General features: G+C 71.0%; 10 protein-coding genes. 4 read left to right on the forward strand and 6 right to left on the reverse strand.

What is annotated here, in order from left to right; genetic code table 11:
• Window positions 1–39: 39 nt before the first annotated feature.
• Window positions 40–1,179, forward strand: a complete 1,140-nt coding sequence (locus tag OHB41_RS14425; RefSeq protein WP_266698462.1) for an acyl-CoA dehydrogenase family protein — start codon at window positions 40–42, stop codon at window positions 1,177–1,179.
• Entirely contained in the window at window positions 1,179–2,147 is a 969-nt protein-coding gene (locus OHB41_RS14430) for an acyl-CoA dehydrogenase family protein (RefSeq protein WP_266698463.1), read from the forward strand. Before OHB41_RS14425 ends, OHB41_RS14430 begins: the two co-directional genes overlap by 1 nt.
• Here the strand turns inward: OHB41_RS14430 and qcrB are convergent.
• The 3 genes from qcrB to OHB41_RS14445 are packed head-to-tail and all read right to left on the reverse strand — an operon-like array spanning window position 2,122 to window position 5,160.
• Window positions 2,122–3,801: a cytochrome bc1 complex cytochrome b subunit gene (gene qcrB, locus OHB41_RS14435; RefSeq protein ID WP_266698465.1), complete on the reverse strand. Its 1,680-nt coding sequence runs from the start codon at window positions 3,799–3,801 to the stop codon at window positions 2,122–2,124. The genes OHB41_RS14430 and qcrB overlap by 26 nt on opposite strands.
• Before the next feature lie 58 nt (window positions 3,802–3,859).
• Window positions 3,860–4,444 carry a HutD/Ves family protein gene (locus OHB41_RS14440; protein ID WP_266698466.1) on the reverse strand — a complete coding sequence of 195 codons (585 nt, stop codon included), beginning with the start codon at window positions 4,442–4,444 and terminating at the stop codon, window positions 3,860–3,862.
• Window positions 4,441–5,160 (reverse strand): vWA domain-containing protein, encoded by a 720-nt coding sequence (locus tag OHB41_RS14445; protein ID WP_266698468.1) that lies wholly within the window; start codon window positions 5,158–5,160, stop codon window positions 4,441–4,443. The genes OHB41_RS14440 and OHB41_RS14445 overlap by 4 nt, the downstream gene beginning before the upstream one ends.
• A 199-nt stretch (window positions 5,161–5,359) precedes the next feature.
• On the opposite strand from OHB41_RS14445, the gene OHB41_RS14450 reads away from it, so the two are divergent.
• Both OHB41_RS14450 and OHB41_RS14455 read left to right on the forward strand, forming a co-directional pair.
• Complete coding sequence (locus tag OHB41_RS14450; RefSeq protein WP_266698469.1) at window positions 5,360–6,316, forward strand: rhomboid family intramembrane serine protease; 957 nt, start codon at window positions 5,360–5,362, stop codon at window positions 6,314–6,316.
• 36 nt (window positions 6,317–6,352) lie between these two features.
• A complete protein-coding gene (locus OHB41_RS14455; RefSeq protein WP_266698471.1) occupies window positions 6,353–7,201 on the forward strand; it encodes a chitosanase in 849 nt (282 codons plus the stop codon).
• A 111-nt stretch (window positions 7,202–7,312) separates the two neighbouring features.
• On the opposite strand, the gene gltD is transcribed toward OHB41_RS14455, so the two are convergent.
• The 3 genes from gltD to OHB41_RS14470 all read right to left on the reverse strand — a co-directional run bounded on the left by gltD (window position 7,313) and on the right by OHB41_RS14470 (window position 14,491).
• Window positions 7,313–8,773, reverse strand: a complete 1,461-nt coding sequence (gene gltD / locus OHB41_RS14460) for a glutamate synthase subunit beta (protein ID WP_266698473.1) — start codon at window positions 8,771–8,773, stop codon at window positions 7,313–7,315.
• Window positions 8,766–13,274: a glutamate synthase large subunit gene (gene gltB, locus OHB41_RS14465; RefSeq protein ID WP_266705870.1), complete on the reverse strand. Its 4,509-nt coding sequence runs from the start codon at window positions 13,272–13,274 to the stop codon at window positions 8,766–8,768. Before gltB ends, gltD begins: the two co-directional genes overlap by 8 nt.
• 485 nt (window positions 13,275–13,759) lie before the next feature.
• Window positions 13,760–14,491 carry a VIT1/CCC1 transporter family protein gene (locus OHB41_RS14470; RefSeq protein ID WP_266698474.1) on the reverse strand — a complete coding sequence of 244 codons (732 nt, stop codon included), beginning with the start codon at window positions 14,489–14,491 and terminating at the stop codon, window positions 13,760–13,762.
• Window positions 14,492–14,739 lie beyond the last annotated feature (248 nt).

Below are 14,739 nucleotides of genomic sequence, written 5' to 3' on the forward strand. Positions count from 1 at the left end.
ACACTTGTTAGGGAAGCTCGCCGTCGAGAGGTCACGTCGATGGATCTCACGCACTCCCCCGCCGACGAGGCGTTCCGCGCCGAGGTCCGGGCCTGGCTCGGTGCCCATGTGCCGAGCGTCCCGCTGCCCTCTTTGGAGACCGAGGAGGGTTTCGCCGCCCACCGCGCGTGGGAGGCCGAACTGGCCGCGGACCGCTGGTCGGTGGTGTCCTGGCCCGCGGCGTACGGCGGCCGGGACGCGGACATCGTGCGCTGGCTGGTGTTCGAGGAGGAGTACTACGCGGCGGGCGCGCCGGGCCGTGTCACCCAGAACGGCATCAACCTGCTGGCGCCCTCCCTCTTCGAGCACGGCACACCGCGGCAGCGGGCCCGGGTGCTGCCCTCCATGGCCACCGGTGAGGTCGTCTGGGCACAGGCCTGGTCCGAGCCGGAGGCCGGGTCCGACCTGGCGTCCCTCACCTCCCGCGCGGTGCGCGCCGAAGGGGGCTGGCTGCTGAGCGGCCAGAAGACCTGGTCGTCGCGTGCCGCCTTCGCCGATCGCGCGTTCGGACTGTTCCGCAGCGACCCCGACACGCCGAAACCCCACCAGGGGCTGACCTATCTGATGTTCGGCCTGCGGGCGCCCGGGGTCACGGTCCGGCCGATCGGCCGCCTCGACGGGAAGCCGGCCTTCGCCGAGATCTTCCTGGACGAGGTCTTCGTCCCCGACGAGGACGTGATCGGCGAGCCCGGCCAGGGCTGGCGGATCGCCATGTCGACGGCGGGCGACGAACGCGGGCTGCGGCTCCGCTCCCCCGGCCGCTTCCTGGCCGCCGCGGACCGGCTGTTCGCCCTGTGGCGGAGCCGGGACAGCCCGGCGTGGGCCGCGGACCGGGTGGCGGACGCGCTGATCGGCGCCCGCGCGTACCAGTTGTTCGCCTACGCCCACGCCTCCCGCCTCCTCGACGGCGGGAGCATCGGCCCGGAGGCCAGTCTGAACAAGGTCTTCTGGTCCGAGTACGACATCGCGCTGCACGAGACCGCGCTCGATCTCCTGGGCCAGGAGGGCGAGACGGCGGACACGGACTGGTCCGAGGGGTACGTGTTCTCCCTCGCCGGCCCGATCTACGCCGGCACGAACGAGATCCAGCGCGACATCGTCGCCGAGCGCCTGCTCGGCCTCCCGAAGGGCCGTCGCTGATGCGCTTCCTCCTCGATGCCGAACAGCGCGCGTTCGCCGGCTCCCTCGACGCGATGCTGACGGCCGCGGACACGCCGTCGGTCGTACGGGACTGGAGCCGGGGCGAGCACGGCAGCGGCCGTGCGCTGTGGTCCCGGGTCGCCGAGGCGGGCGTGTTCGCGCTGGCGGTGCCGGCCGCCCACGCGGGACTGGGCCCGCTGCCGGTGGAACTGGCCGTGGGCTTCGTCGAGCTGGGGCGGCACGCGGTGCCGGGTCCGTTGGCGGAGACGGTCGCGGCGGCCGCCCTGCTGGCGGAGCTGGCGGACCCCGGCCCCGCGGAGCGGCTGCTTCCGGCACTGCTCTCGGGCGAGGCGTCGGCGACCCTGGCCCTCGACGGTTCGTACGCGCTGGACGGCGACGCGGCGACCGTCCGCCTCGCCCTGACCGCCGGCGGACTGCGTCTGGCCCCCGGCCACGGCCCGGTCCGCGCCTGTCTGGACCCCGCCCGCCGCCTCACCCCGCTGACGGCGGGCGGCGAACTCCTGTCCACCGCGCCCCCCGTGGAACACGCCCTCACCTGGGCCCGGCTCGCCACCGCCGCCCAGGCCCTGGGTGTCGGTCTCACGCTCCTCGACCGGACGGTCGCCCACGTCCGGCGCCGCACCCAGTTCGGTGTCCCCGTCGGCTCCTTCCAGGCCGTCAAGCACCGGCTCGCCGACGCGAGGACGGCCCTGGAGTTCGCGCGCCCGCTGCTCTTCGGAGCGGCCCTGACCATGGCACCCGCCGATGTCGCCGCCGCCAAGGTCACCGCCTGCGAGGCGGCGTACGCCACCGCGCGCGCCGCACTCCAGCTGCACGGCGCGATCGGCTACACCGCCGAGTACGACCTGTCGCTGTGGCTGGCCAGGGCCCGCGCCCTGCGCACCGCCTGGGGCGGCCCGGCCGAGTGCCGGGCGGCCGTCCTCAGTGGTCGTGCCGCTCGCCCGTGATCTCCCGGTACTCCTCGGCCGTCGGCTTCGGGATCTGCGTACCGGGCCCGTACATGGCCCGCGCCAGCCGGGCACGCAGCCTGCGGCCGGGGCCGACACGGCGGACGACGCCGTTCGCGTCGACGAGCGGGCCGACCTCGTACGGCGGCGGCTGCTCGTGCTGGGTGAGCGTGAACCGTTGCGCGGGCGAGAGCGGTTCGTGGACCTCCACGTACTCGCCGTGCGGCAGCCGCCGGATCATCCCCGACTCCCTTCCGTGCAGCACCTTTTCGTGGTCCCTTCGCTGAAGTCCCAGGCAGATCCGCCGGGTGAGGACGAAGGCGAGCGCGGGCGCGACGAAGACGGCGACGCGGACGAACCAGGTGATCGCGTTGATGGAGAGGTGGAAGTGGGTGGCCCAGAGGTCGTTGCCGCCGCCGACCAGCAGCACTCCGTACAGCGTCAGCCAGGCGACACCGAGCCCGGTGCGGGTGGGAACGTTGCGCGGCCGGTCCAGGATGTGGTGCTCGCGCCGGTCCCCGGTGATCCACGCCTCGACGAACGGATACACGGCGATGGCGGTCATGATGAGCGGGAAGAGCGAGAACGGGATGAAGACGCCCAGTTGGAGGGTGTGGCCCCAGGCGTTGATCTCCCATCCCGGCATCACCCGGATCAGGCCCTCGGAGAACCCGAGATACCAGTCGGGCTGCGCGCCGGTCGTCACCAGGTCCGGCCGGTAGGGCCCGAAGGCCCAGACCGGGTTGATGGTCGCGACCGCCCCCATGATCGACAGCACCCCGAAGACCAGGAAGAAGAACCCGCCCGCCTTCGCCATGTAGACCGGCATGAACGGCATGCCGACGACCGACTTCTGGTCCCGTCCGGGGCCTGGGTACTGCGTGTGCTTGTGGTAGAAGACCAGGATCAGATGGGCGACCACCAGTCCCAGCATGATCCCCGGCAGCAGCAGGACGTGGATCGGGAAGAAGCGCGGGATGATGTCGTGGCCGGGGAACTCCCCTCCGAAGAGGAAGAAGGAGAGGTACGTCCCCACGACCGGGACCGACAGGATCGCGCCCTGGGCGAAGCGGACGCCGGTGCCGGAGAGCAGGTCGTCGGGGAGCGAGTAGCCGGTCAGTCCGGTGATGAGGCCGAGCATCAACAGGGTCCAGCCGAAGAGCCAGTTGACCTCACGCGGCTTGCGGAAGGCGCCGGTGAAGAAGACCCGCATCATGTGCACGAGCATCCCGGCGAGGAAGACGAGCGCCGCCCAGTGGTGGATCTGCCGGATCAGCAGGCCGCCGCGCACGTCGAAGCTGATGTCCAGCGTGGACTCGTACGCCCGGGTCATGGTGATGCCGTCGAGCGGTGTGTAGGAGCCGTGGTAGACGACCTCGGCCGCGCTCGGCTCGAAGAAGAGCGTCAGGTAGACGCCGGTCAGGATCAGGACCAGGAAGCTGTAGAGGCAGACCTCTCCGAGCATGAAGGACCAGTGGTCCGGGAACACCTTGCGCAGATTGGCCCTGGCCAGCGCGTACAGCCCGAGCCGCCCGTCGGCCCAGTCCGCCAGCCGCTCGCCCCGGCCGGCCGCGTCGCCCCGGCCGGCCGCCGTTTCCCGGGCACCCCCCGAAGTGTCCTCGTTCTGGCCGGAGTTGCTCTCTCGCACGTCCATGCGCCGCTCCCCTCGGCCCACCAGGGTGGCATGGCGCCTCCCCGAAGCCAACGGGGCGTCACGGGTCGGTCGGCGCGGCGAGCGGGGCCCGTGCCGCGAGCCGGACGACGGCGGTGCGGCCGGTCGCCCGCAGCACGGCGTCCTCGCCGGTCAGCAGCGCGGCGTCGTACCGGTCGAGGGTCAGCCCGGCCACCTCGGCGGTGCCGTCGAGCACGACGATCAGCACGGCCGGGGCCGCCGGCACGGCGACGGCCGCGCCACCCCGCACGACCGTGACGGCAGGGACCGCCCCGTCGCCCCTGCGCCACATGACGTTGAGGTTCACGACCGGGCCGGCGAGCAGACGGCAGCCGGTGGGCAGGTCTCCGGGGAAGGACCGGGGCACGAAGGGCGTGTCGACCCGGTGGTGTTCGCCGCCGACGGTCAGGTCCATCCCCGCGCCCTCGGCCATCGTGAGGGTGCGGTCCACCCCGTCGAACGACGAGAACGGGCCGTCGGCGCCGACGTCGGCGAGGCTCACCCGCCACCGGAAGTCGTCCATGCCGGCGTCCTCGGGCCACGCGGCGATCTCCCGCGTCACCCCGCCGCCGTTCTTCCAGGGCACCGCCGCACGTCCGGCGGCGGCCAGCAGCCGGGCGGTCACCGTACGATCCCCCGGGTCCGCGCCGCCGCCAGCCACTGCGGGAACTCGCCGACGATCCGGTCGTACAGCTCCTCGTCGCTCACCTCGCCGGGATACGAACCGGCATGGAAGAAACCGGCGTTGTCGACCACCCGCTTCTGCGGGACGGCCAACTCGTCGAGCTTGCGCAGGAAGTCGAACTGCTTGCTGTCCGGGTCACCGAACCCTATGAACTGCCAGAACAGCGGGAGCTTCGCCGCCTTGCACAAGTACCGCTCGGCGGCAAGCTTGTTGACCGGTCCGCCGTCGGTCTGGAAGACCACCAGGGCGGGGTCCTTGGAGCCGCTGTCGAGGTAGTGGTCGATGACCGCGTCCATGGCCAGGTGGTAACTGGTCCTGCCCATGTGCCCGAGCCCCGCGACGATCCGCTCCACCCGCCCCTGGTGGTCGTCGAGCGCGATCTCGGTGACCGCGTCGATGCCCGTGGAGAAGAAGACCACCGGAACCGTGCCGTCGTCGTCGAGATGTGCCGACAGGCCGAGCACCCGGTCGGCGAGCGCCTGCACACTGCCGTCGCGGTAGTACGGCTTCATCGAACCGGAGTAGTCGACCACCAGGTACACCGCGGCCCGCTGCCCGCCCAGCCCGTGCCGGGCGAGCGAGACACCGGCGGTCTTGTACAGACTGACCAGCGCGGGCGCGGTCTCCTCCACCTTGCTGAGACTGATCCCGGGCATACGGGCTCCCTTCGGTACGGCTCCGGTGCGGCTCGGGCAGGGCTTCGATGCGGTGAGCTGGGCGGAAGTGCCGAGATTACGTCACCACGGCGGCCCCCTGCCGTCCCGCCCGCACACCCGTGTTCGCTATTTTGTTCGCCGCCGACCCCACCGGCTCACCCCTTCCTCTCCCGCATGTCGTACCGCCAAGGAGCCGGCCGTGGAATCCGAGTCCACCGAACCCGCCGCGTCAGCCGACCCCGTCGAGCCCGCCGCCACCACCTGCTACCGCCACCCCAAGGTGGAGTCGTATGTGCGCTGCACCCGGTGCGACCGCTACATCTGCCCCGCCTGCATGCGCGAGGCGGCCGTCGGCCACCACTGCGTGGAGTGCGTGAAGGAGGGCGCCCGGTCCGTCCGGCAGGCCCGCACGGCGTTCGGCGGCCGGATCTCGACGGTGCCCGTGCTGACGTACGTCCTGATCGCGCTGAACGTGCTGGCCTACCTGGGCGAGGTGGCGCGCCCGGCGATCGTGGACCGGTTCGAGATGCTGGGCGCGGGACTGATGGGGCCGGACGGCGGACACTACCTCTGGCAGGCACACCACGCGGCGGACTTCCGTCCGGAAGGCGTGGTCGACGGGGAGTGGTACCGGACGCTGACCGGCGCGTTCCTCCATCTGCCGCCCACCGAGGGCACGTTCGGGATCGTGCACATCGTGATGAACATGGTCGCCCTGTGGAACCTGGGACGGGTGGTGGAGGCCCAGCTCGGCAGAGTCCGCTACATCGCCCTGTACCTGCTGTCGGCGCTCGGCGGTTCCGTCCTGGTGCTGCTGCTCGCGCCGGACGAGCCCACGCTCGGCGCGTCGGGCGCGATCTTCGGACTGGGCGCCGCGTACTACGTCATGGCCCGCCGCCTGGGCGCGGACATGAACGCCGTCAACCGCATCATGGGGGGCCTGCTGCTGTGGCTGCTGATCTCGGCGGGATACACCTCGTGGCAGGCGCACCTCGGCGGTCTGCTGGCGGGCGGCGTGGTCACCTTCGCGTACGCGTACGCACCCCGGGACGGCCGGCGTGCCCTCGTCCAAGGCGCCGTGTGCGCGGGGCTGTTGGTCCTGCTGGTGGTACTGGCCGTCACAAAGGCCTCCGCGCTGCGGAACGGAGCGGTCTAGTCGGGATCCGCCCCGGCCGGTCCCTACGCTGGGGGCATGAAACGCGCACGTCTCCTTCTGCTCGCGGTCCTTCCCCTGGTCGCGGCGGCGCTCTACTTCTTCGTCCCCGGGCTCCAGGGCCCGGGCGAGGCGGCCGGGTCCCCCGGCCGGCAGGGCGCCGGGCGGCCGCGAGGCGCCGGCCTCGCCGCGCCGGACAAGAAGGAACTGGCCCAGGAGATCGTGGCGAGTGCCGAGAACTCCACACTGGACTGGCGCAGCGCGTACGGCTACATCGAGGACATCGGCGACGGCCAGGGTTACACGGCGGGCCTCATCGGCTTCTGCACCGGCACCCACGACCTGCTCGTCCTGGTCGAGCGCTACACGAAGGACCACCCGGGCAACGGCCTCGCCCGCTATCTGCCCGCGCTGCGCAGGGTCGACGGCACCGACTCCCACGAGGGTCTCGACCCGGGCTTCCCGGCGGCCTGGCGCAAGGAGGCCGGGGTGGCCGCTTTCCGGAAGGCCGAGGACGCCGAGCGCGACCGTGTCTACTTCGATCCCGCGGTCCGCCGCGCCGAGCTCGACGGGCTGGGCACGCTGGGGCAGTTCGTCTACTACGACGCCATGGTCATGCACGGCCCCGGCACCGGCCCCGACGGTTTCTACGGGCTGCGCCGGCGCGCCATGGCCCAGGCCGACACCCCGGCCGAGGGCGGTTCCGAGAAGTCCTACCTCGACATCTTCCTGGACATCCGCCGCTCCGCGATGAAGTCCGAGAGCGCCCACCACGACACGACCCGTATCGACACGGCCCAGCGGAAGTTCCTGTACGACGGCAACTTCGACCTGGACACACCGCTGGAGTGGAAGGTGTACGGGGAGACGTACAGGGTGGCGCGGTGACCGGCCGGGGCGGGACGCACCACGGCGCCCACCACCGTCCGGTCGGGGACAAGGCGGGCGCCGCGTTCAGTTCCGTACGCCTTTGTACGGGACGTCTGTTGGGGTGGAGCGTCAGACCATCAGGGAACGGTCCGTGGGGCGGATCGGGGCCGGCAGGTCGCTGGCGCCCGTGAGGAAGCGGTCGACCCCGCGGGCGGCCGAACGGCCCTCCGCGATGGCCCACACGATCAGGGACTGGCCGCGGCCCGCGTCACCGGCAACGTACACGCCGGGCACGTTGGTCGCGAAGTCGGCGTCGCGGGCGATGTTGCCGCGCGCGTCCAGCTCCAGGCCGAACTGGGCGACCACGCCGTTCTCCACGTCGGTGCCGGTGAAGCCCATCGCCAGGGTGACCAGCTGGGCGGGGATCCTGCGTTCCGTGCCCGGCTTCTGGTTGAGCCTGCCGTCGACGAACTCGACCTCGGAGAGGTGCAGCCACTGGACGTTGCCGTCCTCGTCGCCCTCGAAGTGGGTGGTGGAGACCGAGTAGACGCGCTCGCCGCCCTCCTCGTGCGCCGAGGTGACCTTGTAGAGCATGGGGAACGTCGGCCAGGGCTGGCCGGGGTTCCGCTCCTCGCCCGGACGGGGCATGATCTCCAGCTGCGTGACCGAGGCCGCGCCCTGGCGGTGGGCGGTGCCCACGCAGTCCGCGCCCGTGTCGCCGCCGCCGATGACCACGACGTGCTTGCCCTCGGCCGTGATCGGGGGCGCCACGTAGTCGCCCTCCTGAACCTTGTTGGCCAGCGGCAGGTACTCCATGGCCTGGTGGATGCCCTTGAGTTCGCGGCCGGGCACCGGGAGGTCCCGAGCGGTCGTGGCACCGGCGGCGATGACCACCGCGTCGTACCGCTTGCGCAGGTCGGTCGCCTTGAGGTCGCGGCCGATCTCGATGCCCGTGCGGAAGCGGGTGCCCTCCGCGCGCATCTGCTCGATACGGCGGTTGATGTGCCGCTTCTCCATCTTGAACTCGGGGATGCCGTAGCGCAGCAGGCCGCCGACGCGGTCGGCGCGCTCGTAGACGGCGACCGTGTGGCCGGCCCGGGTCAGCTGCTGGGCGGCGGCCAGGCCCGACGGGCCCGAGCCGATGACCGCGACGGTCTTGCCCGACAGGCGCTCGGGGATCTGCGGGGCGACGTCCCCGCTGTCCCACGCCTTGTCGATGATCGAGACCTCGACGTTCTTGATGGTCACGGCGGGCTGGTTGATGCCGAGCACACACGCCGACTCGCACGGAGCGGGGCACAGTCGGCCCGTGAACTCCGGGAAGTTGTTCGTGGCGTGCAGGCGCTCGGACGCGGCCTGCCAGTCCTCGCGGTAGGCGTAGTCGTTCCACTCGGGGATCAGGTTCCCCAGCGGACAGCCGTTGTGGCAGAAGGGGATGCCGCAGTCCATGCAGCGGCCGGCCTGCTTGGAGATGATCGGGAGCAGCGCACCCGGAACGTAGACCTCGTTCCAGTCCTTGACGCGTTCCTCGACGGGGCGGGTCCTGGCGACCTCGCGGCCGTGGTTGAGAAAGCCCTTGGGATCAGCCATTGGTCGCCGCCTCCATCATCTTCTCGGTGATCTCGGACTCGGTGAGTCCGGCTCGCTCGGCGGCGTCCTTGGCGGCGAGCACTGCCTTGTACGTGCTGGGGATGATCTTGCTGAAGCGGTCGACCGCGGTGTCCCACTCGGCCAGCAGCTTCCCGGCGACCGTCGAGCCGGTCTCCTCCTGGTGGCGGCGCACCACGGCGCGCAGCCACTGCTTGTCGGTGTCGTCGAGCTCCTCGACGGCGCCCACGTTGCCGGCGTTGACGTTGTCGCGGTCGAGGTCGACGACGTACGCGATGCCGCCGGACATGCCGGCCGCGAAGTTGCGTCCCGTCTCGCCGAGGACGACGGCGTGGCCGCCGGTCATGTACTCGCAGCCGTGGTCGCCCACGCCCTCGGAGACCACCGTCGCGCCGGAGTTGCGGACGCAGAAGCGCTCGCCGGTGCGGCCGCGCAGGAAGAGTTCGCCGCCCGTCGCGCCGTACGCGATGGTGTTGCCCGCGATCGTCGAGTACTCGGCGAGGTGGTCGGCGCCCCGGTCGGGACGGACGACGACCCGGCCGCCGGAGAGGCCCTTGCCGACGTAGTCGTTGGCGTCGCCCTCCAGGCGCAGGGTGACGCCGCGCGGCAGGAAGGCGCCGAAGGACTGGCCCGCCGACCCGGTGAAGGTGATGTCGATGGTGTCGTCGGGCAGGCCCGCGCCGCCGAACTTCTTCGTCACCTCGTGGCCGAGCATGGTGCCGACCGTGCGGTTGATGTTGCGGATCGGGACCTGGGCGCGGACCGGCTGGGCGTCGGCCTGGGAGTTCGCGGCCAGCGCGTCGGCGGCGAGCTTGATCAGCTCGTTGTCGAGGGCCTTCTCCAGGCCGTGGTCCTGCGCGATGACCCGGTGGCGCACCGCACCCTCGGGCAGTTCGGGCACGTGGAAGAGCGGGGACAGGTCAAGGCCCTGCGCCTTCCAGTGGTCGACGGCCCGGGTGACGTCGAGGTGCTCGGCGTGGCCGACGGCCTCCTCGATGGTGCGGAAGCCCAGTTCGGCGAGGATCTCGCGGACCTCTTCGGCGATGAACTTGAAGAAGTTCACGATGTACTCGGCCTTGCCGGCGAAGCGGTCGCGCAGCACCGGGTTCTGGGTGGCGATGCCGACCGGGCAGGTGTCCAGGTGGCAGACGCGCATCATGACGCAGCCGGAGACGACGAGCGGCGCGGTCGCGAAACCGAACTCCTCGGCGCCGAGCAGCGCGGCGATCACGACGTCGCGGCCGGTCTTCAGCTGGCCGTCGGTCTGGACGACGATCCGGTCGCGCAGGCCGTTGAGCAGCAGGGTCTGCTGGGTCTCGGCGAGGCCCAGCTCCCAGGGGCCGCCCGCGTGCTTGAGCGAGGTGAGCGGGGAGGCGCCGGTACCGCCGTCGTGGCCGGAGATGAGGACCACGTCGGCGTGTGCCTTGGAGACGCCCGCGGCGACCGTGCCTACGCCGACCTCGGAGACCAGCTTCACGTGGATGCGGGCCTGCGGGTTGGCGTTCTTGAGGTCGTGGATCAGCTGAGCCAGGTCCTCGATGGAGTAGATGTCGTGGTGCGGCGGCGGGGAGATCAGGCCGACGCCAGGGGTGCTGTGCCGGGTCCTGGCGACCCAGGGGTACACCTTGTGGCCGGGCAGCTGGCCGCCCTCGCCGGGCTTGGCGCCCTGCGCCATCTTGATCTGGATGTCGTCGGCGTTGACCAGGTACTCCGAGGTCACACCGAAGCGGCCGGAGGCGACCTGCTTGATGGACGAGCGGCGCGCCGGGTCGTACAGCCGGTCCGCGTCCTCGCCGCCCTCACCGGTGTTGGACTTGCCGCCCAGCTGGTTCATGGCGATGGCGAGGGTCTCGTGCGCCTCCTTGGAGATGGAGCCGTACGACATGGCGCCCGTGGAGAAGCGCTTGACGATCTCGCTGACCGGCTCGACCTCGTCGACCGGGATCGACGGGCGGTCGGAGGCGAAGCCGAACAGGCCGCGGAGCGTCATCAGGCGCTCGGACTGCTCGTTCACCCGGTCCGTGTACTTCTTGAAGATGTCGTAGTTGCCGGAGCGCGTCGAGTGCTGGAGGCGGAAGACCGTCTCCGGGTCGAACAGGTGCGGTTCGCCCTCGCGGCGCCACTGGTACTCGCCGCCTATGTCGAGGGCGCGGTGCGCGGGCGCGATGCCGGAGGCCGGGTAGGCCTTGGCGTGCCGGGCGGCGACCTCCTTGGCGATGACGTCGAGACCGGCTCCGCCGATCTTCGTCGCGGTGCCGCTGAAGTACCTGCCGACGAACTCCGCGTCCAGGCCGACGGCCTCGAAGACCTGCGCGCCGCGGTAGGAGGCGACGGTGGAGATGCCCATCTTGGACATGACCTTGAGGACGCCCTTGCCGAGCGCGTAGATCAGGTTGCGGATGGCCTGCTCGGCCTCGATGCCCTGCAGGAAGGTGCCGGCGCGGACCAGGTCCTCGACCGACTCCATGGCCAGGTACGGGTTGACCGCCGCGGCGCCGAAGCCGATGAGGAGGGCCACGTGGTGGACCTCGCGGACGTCGCCCGCCTCGACCAGCAGGCCCACCTGGGTGCGCTGCTTGGTGCGGATGAGGTGGTGGTGGACGGCCGCGGTCAGCAGCAGGGAGGGGATCGGGGCGTGCTCGGCGTCCGAGTGCCGGTCAGACAGCACGATCAGGCGGGCGCCGTTGTCTATGGCGGCGTCGGCCTCGGAGCAGATCTCCTCGATCCGCGCGGCCAGCGAGTCACCGCCGCCGGAGACGCGGTAGAGACCGGAGAGCGTGGCGGCCTTCATGCCGGGCATGTCGCCGTCGGCGTTGATGTGGATGAGCTTGGCCAGCTCGTCGTTGTCGATCACCGGGAAGGGCAGGGTGACGCTGCGACAGGAGGCCGCGGTCGGTTCCAGGAGGTTGCCCTGCGGGCCCAGCGAGGAGCGCAGCGAGGTGACGAGCTCCTCGCGGATCGCGTCCAGCGGCGGGTTGGTGACCTGCGCGAAGAGCTGGGTGAAGTAGTCGAAGAGGAGACGCGGGCGCTGCGACAGGGCGGCGATCGGCGTGTCCGTGCCCATCGAGCCGATCGGCTCGGCGCCGGCGTTGGCCATCGGCGCGAGGATGATCCGCAGCTCCTCCTCGGTGTAGCCGAAGGTCTGCTGGCGGCGGGTGACCGAGGCGTGGGTGTGCACGATGTGCTCGCGCTCGGGGAGGTCGGAGAGCTCGATCTCGCCGGCTTCCAGCCACTCGGCGTAGGGCAGGTCGGCGGCGAGGCCGGCCTTGATCTCGTCGTCCTCGATGATGCGGTGCTCGGCGGTGTCGACGAGGAACATGCGGCCGGGCTGGAGGCGGCCCTTGCGGACGACCTTCGCGGGGTCGATGTCGAGGACGCCGACCTCGGAGCCGAGGACGACGAGGCCGTCCTCGGTGACCCAGTAGCGGCCGGGGCGCAGACCGTTGCGGTCGAGGACCGCGCCGACCTGGGTGCCGTCGGTGAAGGTGACGCAGGCCGGGCCGTCCCAGGGCTCCATCATCGTGGAGTGGAACTGGTAGAAGGCGCGACGGTCCGGGTCCATGGAGCCGTGGTTCTCCCACGCCTCCGGGATCATCATCAGCACGGAGTGCGGGAGCGAGCGGCCGCCGAGGTGGAGGAGTTCGAGGACCTCGTCGAAGGAGGCCGAGTCGGAGGCGTCCGGTGTGCAGACGGGGAAGACCCGCTCCAGGCCCTTGTCGCCGAACAGGTCGGAGACCAGCTGGGACTCGCGGGCCTTCATCCAGTTGCGGTTGCCCTTGACCGTGTTGATCTCGCCGTTGTGCGCGACGAAGCGGTACGGGTGGGCGAGCGGCCAGCTCGGGAAGGTGTTGGTGGAGAACCGGGAGTGCACGAGCGCGATCGCGGAGGCGAAGCGGCGGTCGGACAGGTCCGGGAAGAAGGGTTCGAGCTGGCCGGTGGTCAGCATGCCCTTGTAGACGATGGTGCGCGCGGAGAGCGACGGGAAGTAGACGCCGGCCTCGCGTTCGGCGCGCTTGCGCAGCACGAACGCCTTGCGGTCGAGGTCGATGCCCTTGCTGGCGCCGTCGGTCACGAAGATCTGGCGGAAGACGGGCATCGTGGAGCGGGCGGTGGCGCCGAGGAGTTCGGGGGCGACGGGCACCTGGCGCCAGCCGAGGACGGTCAGGTCCTCGTCGGCGGCGATCGTCTCGATCCGTGAGACGGCGTCCTGGGTGCCGTCGCCGGGCAGGAAGGCGATGCCGACCGCGTAGGCGCCGGCCTCGGGCAGCTCGAATCCGGCCACCTCGCGGAGGAACGCGTCCGGGACCTGGGACAGGATGCCCGCGCCGTCGCCCGAGTCGGGCTCGGCGCCGGTGGCACCGCGGTGTTCCAGGTTGCGCAGCACGGTGAGCGCCTGCTCGACCAGCGCGTAGCTCGCCTCGCCGGTGAGGGTGGCCACGAAGCCGACGCCGCAGGCGTCGTGCTCGTTGCGGGGGTCGTACATACCCTGAGCAGCAGGGCGAGCATCCATGAAGGACCAGTTCTGGCCATTCGTGGAGTGCTGGGACGGCTGGCGCGGCGAACGCATCGGCTCTCCCGTCGTCGTCGTGGCTGGGGGCGCCTCCCAGCGCTTCGAAGGCGTCTGGGGGAGCATGTGCCGAGGGACGACTCTGGCCCTCTGCTGGGGGGATGCAAAATTTCGTGCAGGTTACATGATGGAGCGGTTCTCGGGAACCGGATACTGCGTTCCAACATGCGGACACCGGGGGTGGCGGCGGGGGTACCGCGCACGGCACTGGAGTAAGAGGGGACCCAGTCGGACAGATCGGTGTCCGCGGGGCCGGGGCGCGGCAGGCAACGTCGCCCGCCGCGGTGGTGCGGAGCAGGCCTCATTGCCCGCAGCGCTTACGGCTCATGCCCAGTGGTTAAGTATTCGAAACCAGCGAGTAACGGCTACTTATGCAGTCCCTTGCATAGCCCCGCTATACATCATCCTACGGCGGTACCGAACAGACTGCCCAGGACGTACGTCACACCCGCCGCGGCGCCCCCGAGCGCGAGCTGCCGGATTCCGCTGTACCACCAGGACCGCGCCGTCACCCGGGCCACCACGGCACCGCACGCGAAGAGCCCGACCAGCGCGAGCAGCAGCGCGGGCCACAGGACGGTCGCGCCGAGCAGGTACGGGAGCAGGGGGAGCAGGGCGCCCAGGGCGAAGGAGCCGAAGCTCGACACGGCGGCGACGGCGGGCGAGGGCAGATCGCCGGGGTCTATGCCCAGCTCCTCGCGCGCGTGGATCTCCAGGGCCTGCTCGGGGTCGCGGGACAGCTGCCTGGCGACCTCTCGGGCCAGGGCGGGCTCGACGCCGCGGGTCTCGTAGAGCGCGGCGAGCTCACGCTCCTCGTCCTTCGGGTGCTTTCGCAGCTCCCGGCGCTCCACCTCGAGTTCGGCCTCGACGAGTTCGCGCTGCGAGGCGACGGAGGTGTACTCGCCGGCGGCCATGGAGAAGGCTCCGGCGGCCAGACCCGCGAGACCGGTGATGACGATCGTCTGGTGGGAGACGGACCCACCGGCGACACCCGTCATCAGGGCGAGGTTGGAGACGAGCCCGTCCATCGCACCGAACACCGCCGGGCGCAGCCAGCCACCGTTCACATCGCGGTGGGTGTGGTTGTCCCGGTGCGCCTCGTGCAGTGCGGCTTCGGTCTCGATGATGGACATACCGGTCCCCCAGAACATGCGATTGGACTGTTTCTACTTTTCGACAACCATAAAAGTACGCCTGGAATTTCCTGCCCGCCAGCAAGGAAAGGCTGGGCTAACCTGCACCTTTACCCTTTTCCGCTCATCCGTGGATGGTCATGCACAGATGTCGACCGGGTGAATGCGGGGCTGCGCGAGGCTCTGCGCGCCTCCTCCCGTGGGACACATCCCCAAAGGGCTCTGGGCCCTGAGAGGAGTGGCACCGA

It is taken from the genome of Streptomyces sp. NBC_01571 (genome assembly GCF_026339875.1).
Lineage (GTDB): Bacteria > Actinomycetota > Actinomycetes > Streptomycetales > Streptomycetaceae > Streptomyces.

Bases quoted from the DNA above. Each gene is read 5' to 3' on its own strand.
- OHB41_RS14430 (WP_266698463.1), top strand. From the start codon at position 1,179: ATGCGCTTCCTCCTCGATGCCGAACAGCGCGCGTTCGCCGGCTCCCTC.
- OHB41_RS14470 (WP_266698474.1), bottom strand. From the start codon at position 14,491: ATGTCCATCATCGAGACCGAAGCCGCACTGCACGAGGCGCACCGGGAC.
- qcrB (WP_266698465.1), bottom strand. From the start codon at position 3,801: ATGGACGTGCGAGAGAGCAACTCCGGCCAGAACGAGGACACTTCGGGG.
- OHB41_RS14425 (WP_266698462.1), top strand. From the start codon at position 40: ATGGATCTCACGCACTCCCCCGCCGACGAGGCGTTCCGCGCCGAGGTC.
- OHB41_RS14455 (WP_266698471.1), top strand. From the start codon at position 6,353: ATGAAACGCGCACGTCTCCTTCTGCTCGCGGTCCTTCCCCTGGTCGCG.
- OHB41_RS14445 (WP_266698468.1), bottom strand. From the start codon at position 5,160: ATGCCCGGGATCAGTCTCAGCAAGGTGGAGGAGACCGCGCCCGCGCTG.
- gltD (WP_266698473.1), bottom strand. From the start codon at position 8,773: ATGGCTGATCCCAAGGGCTTTCTCAACCACGGCCGCGAGGTCGCCAGG.
- gltB (WP_266705870.1), bottom strand. From the start codon at position 13,274: ATGTACGACCCCCGCAACGAGCACGACGCCTGCGGCGTCGGCTTCGTG.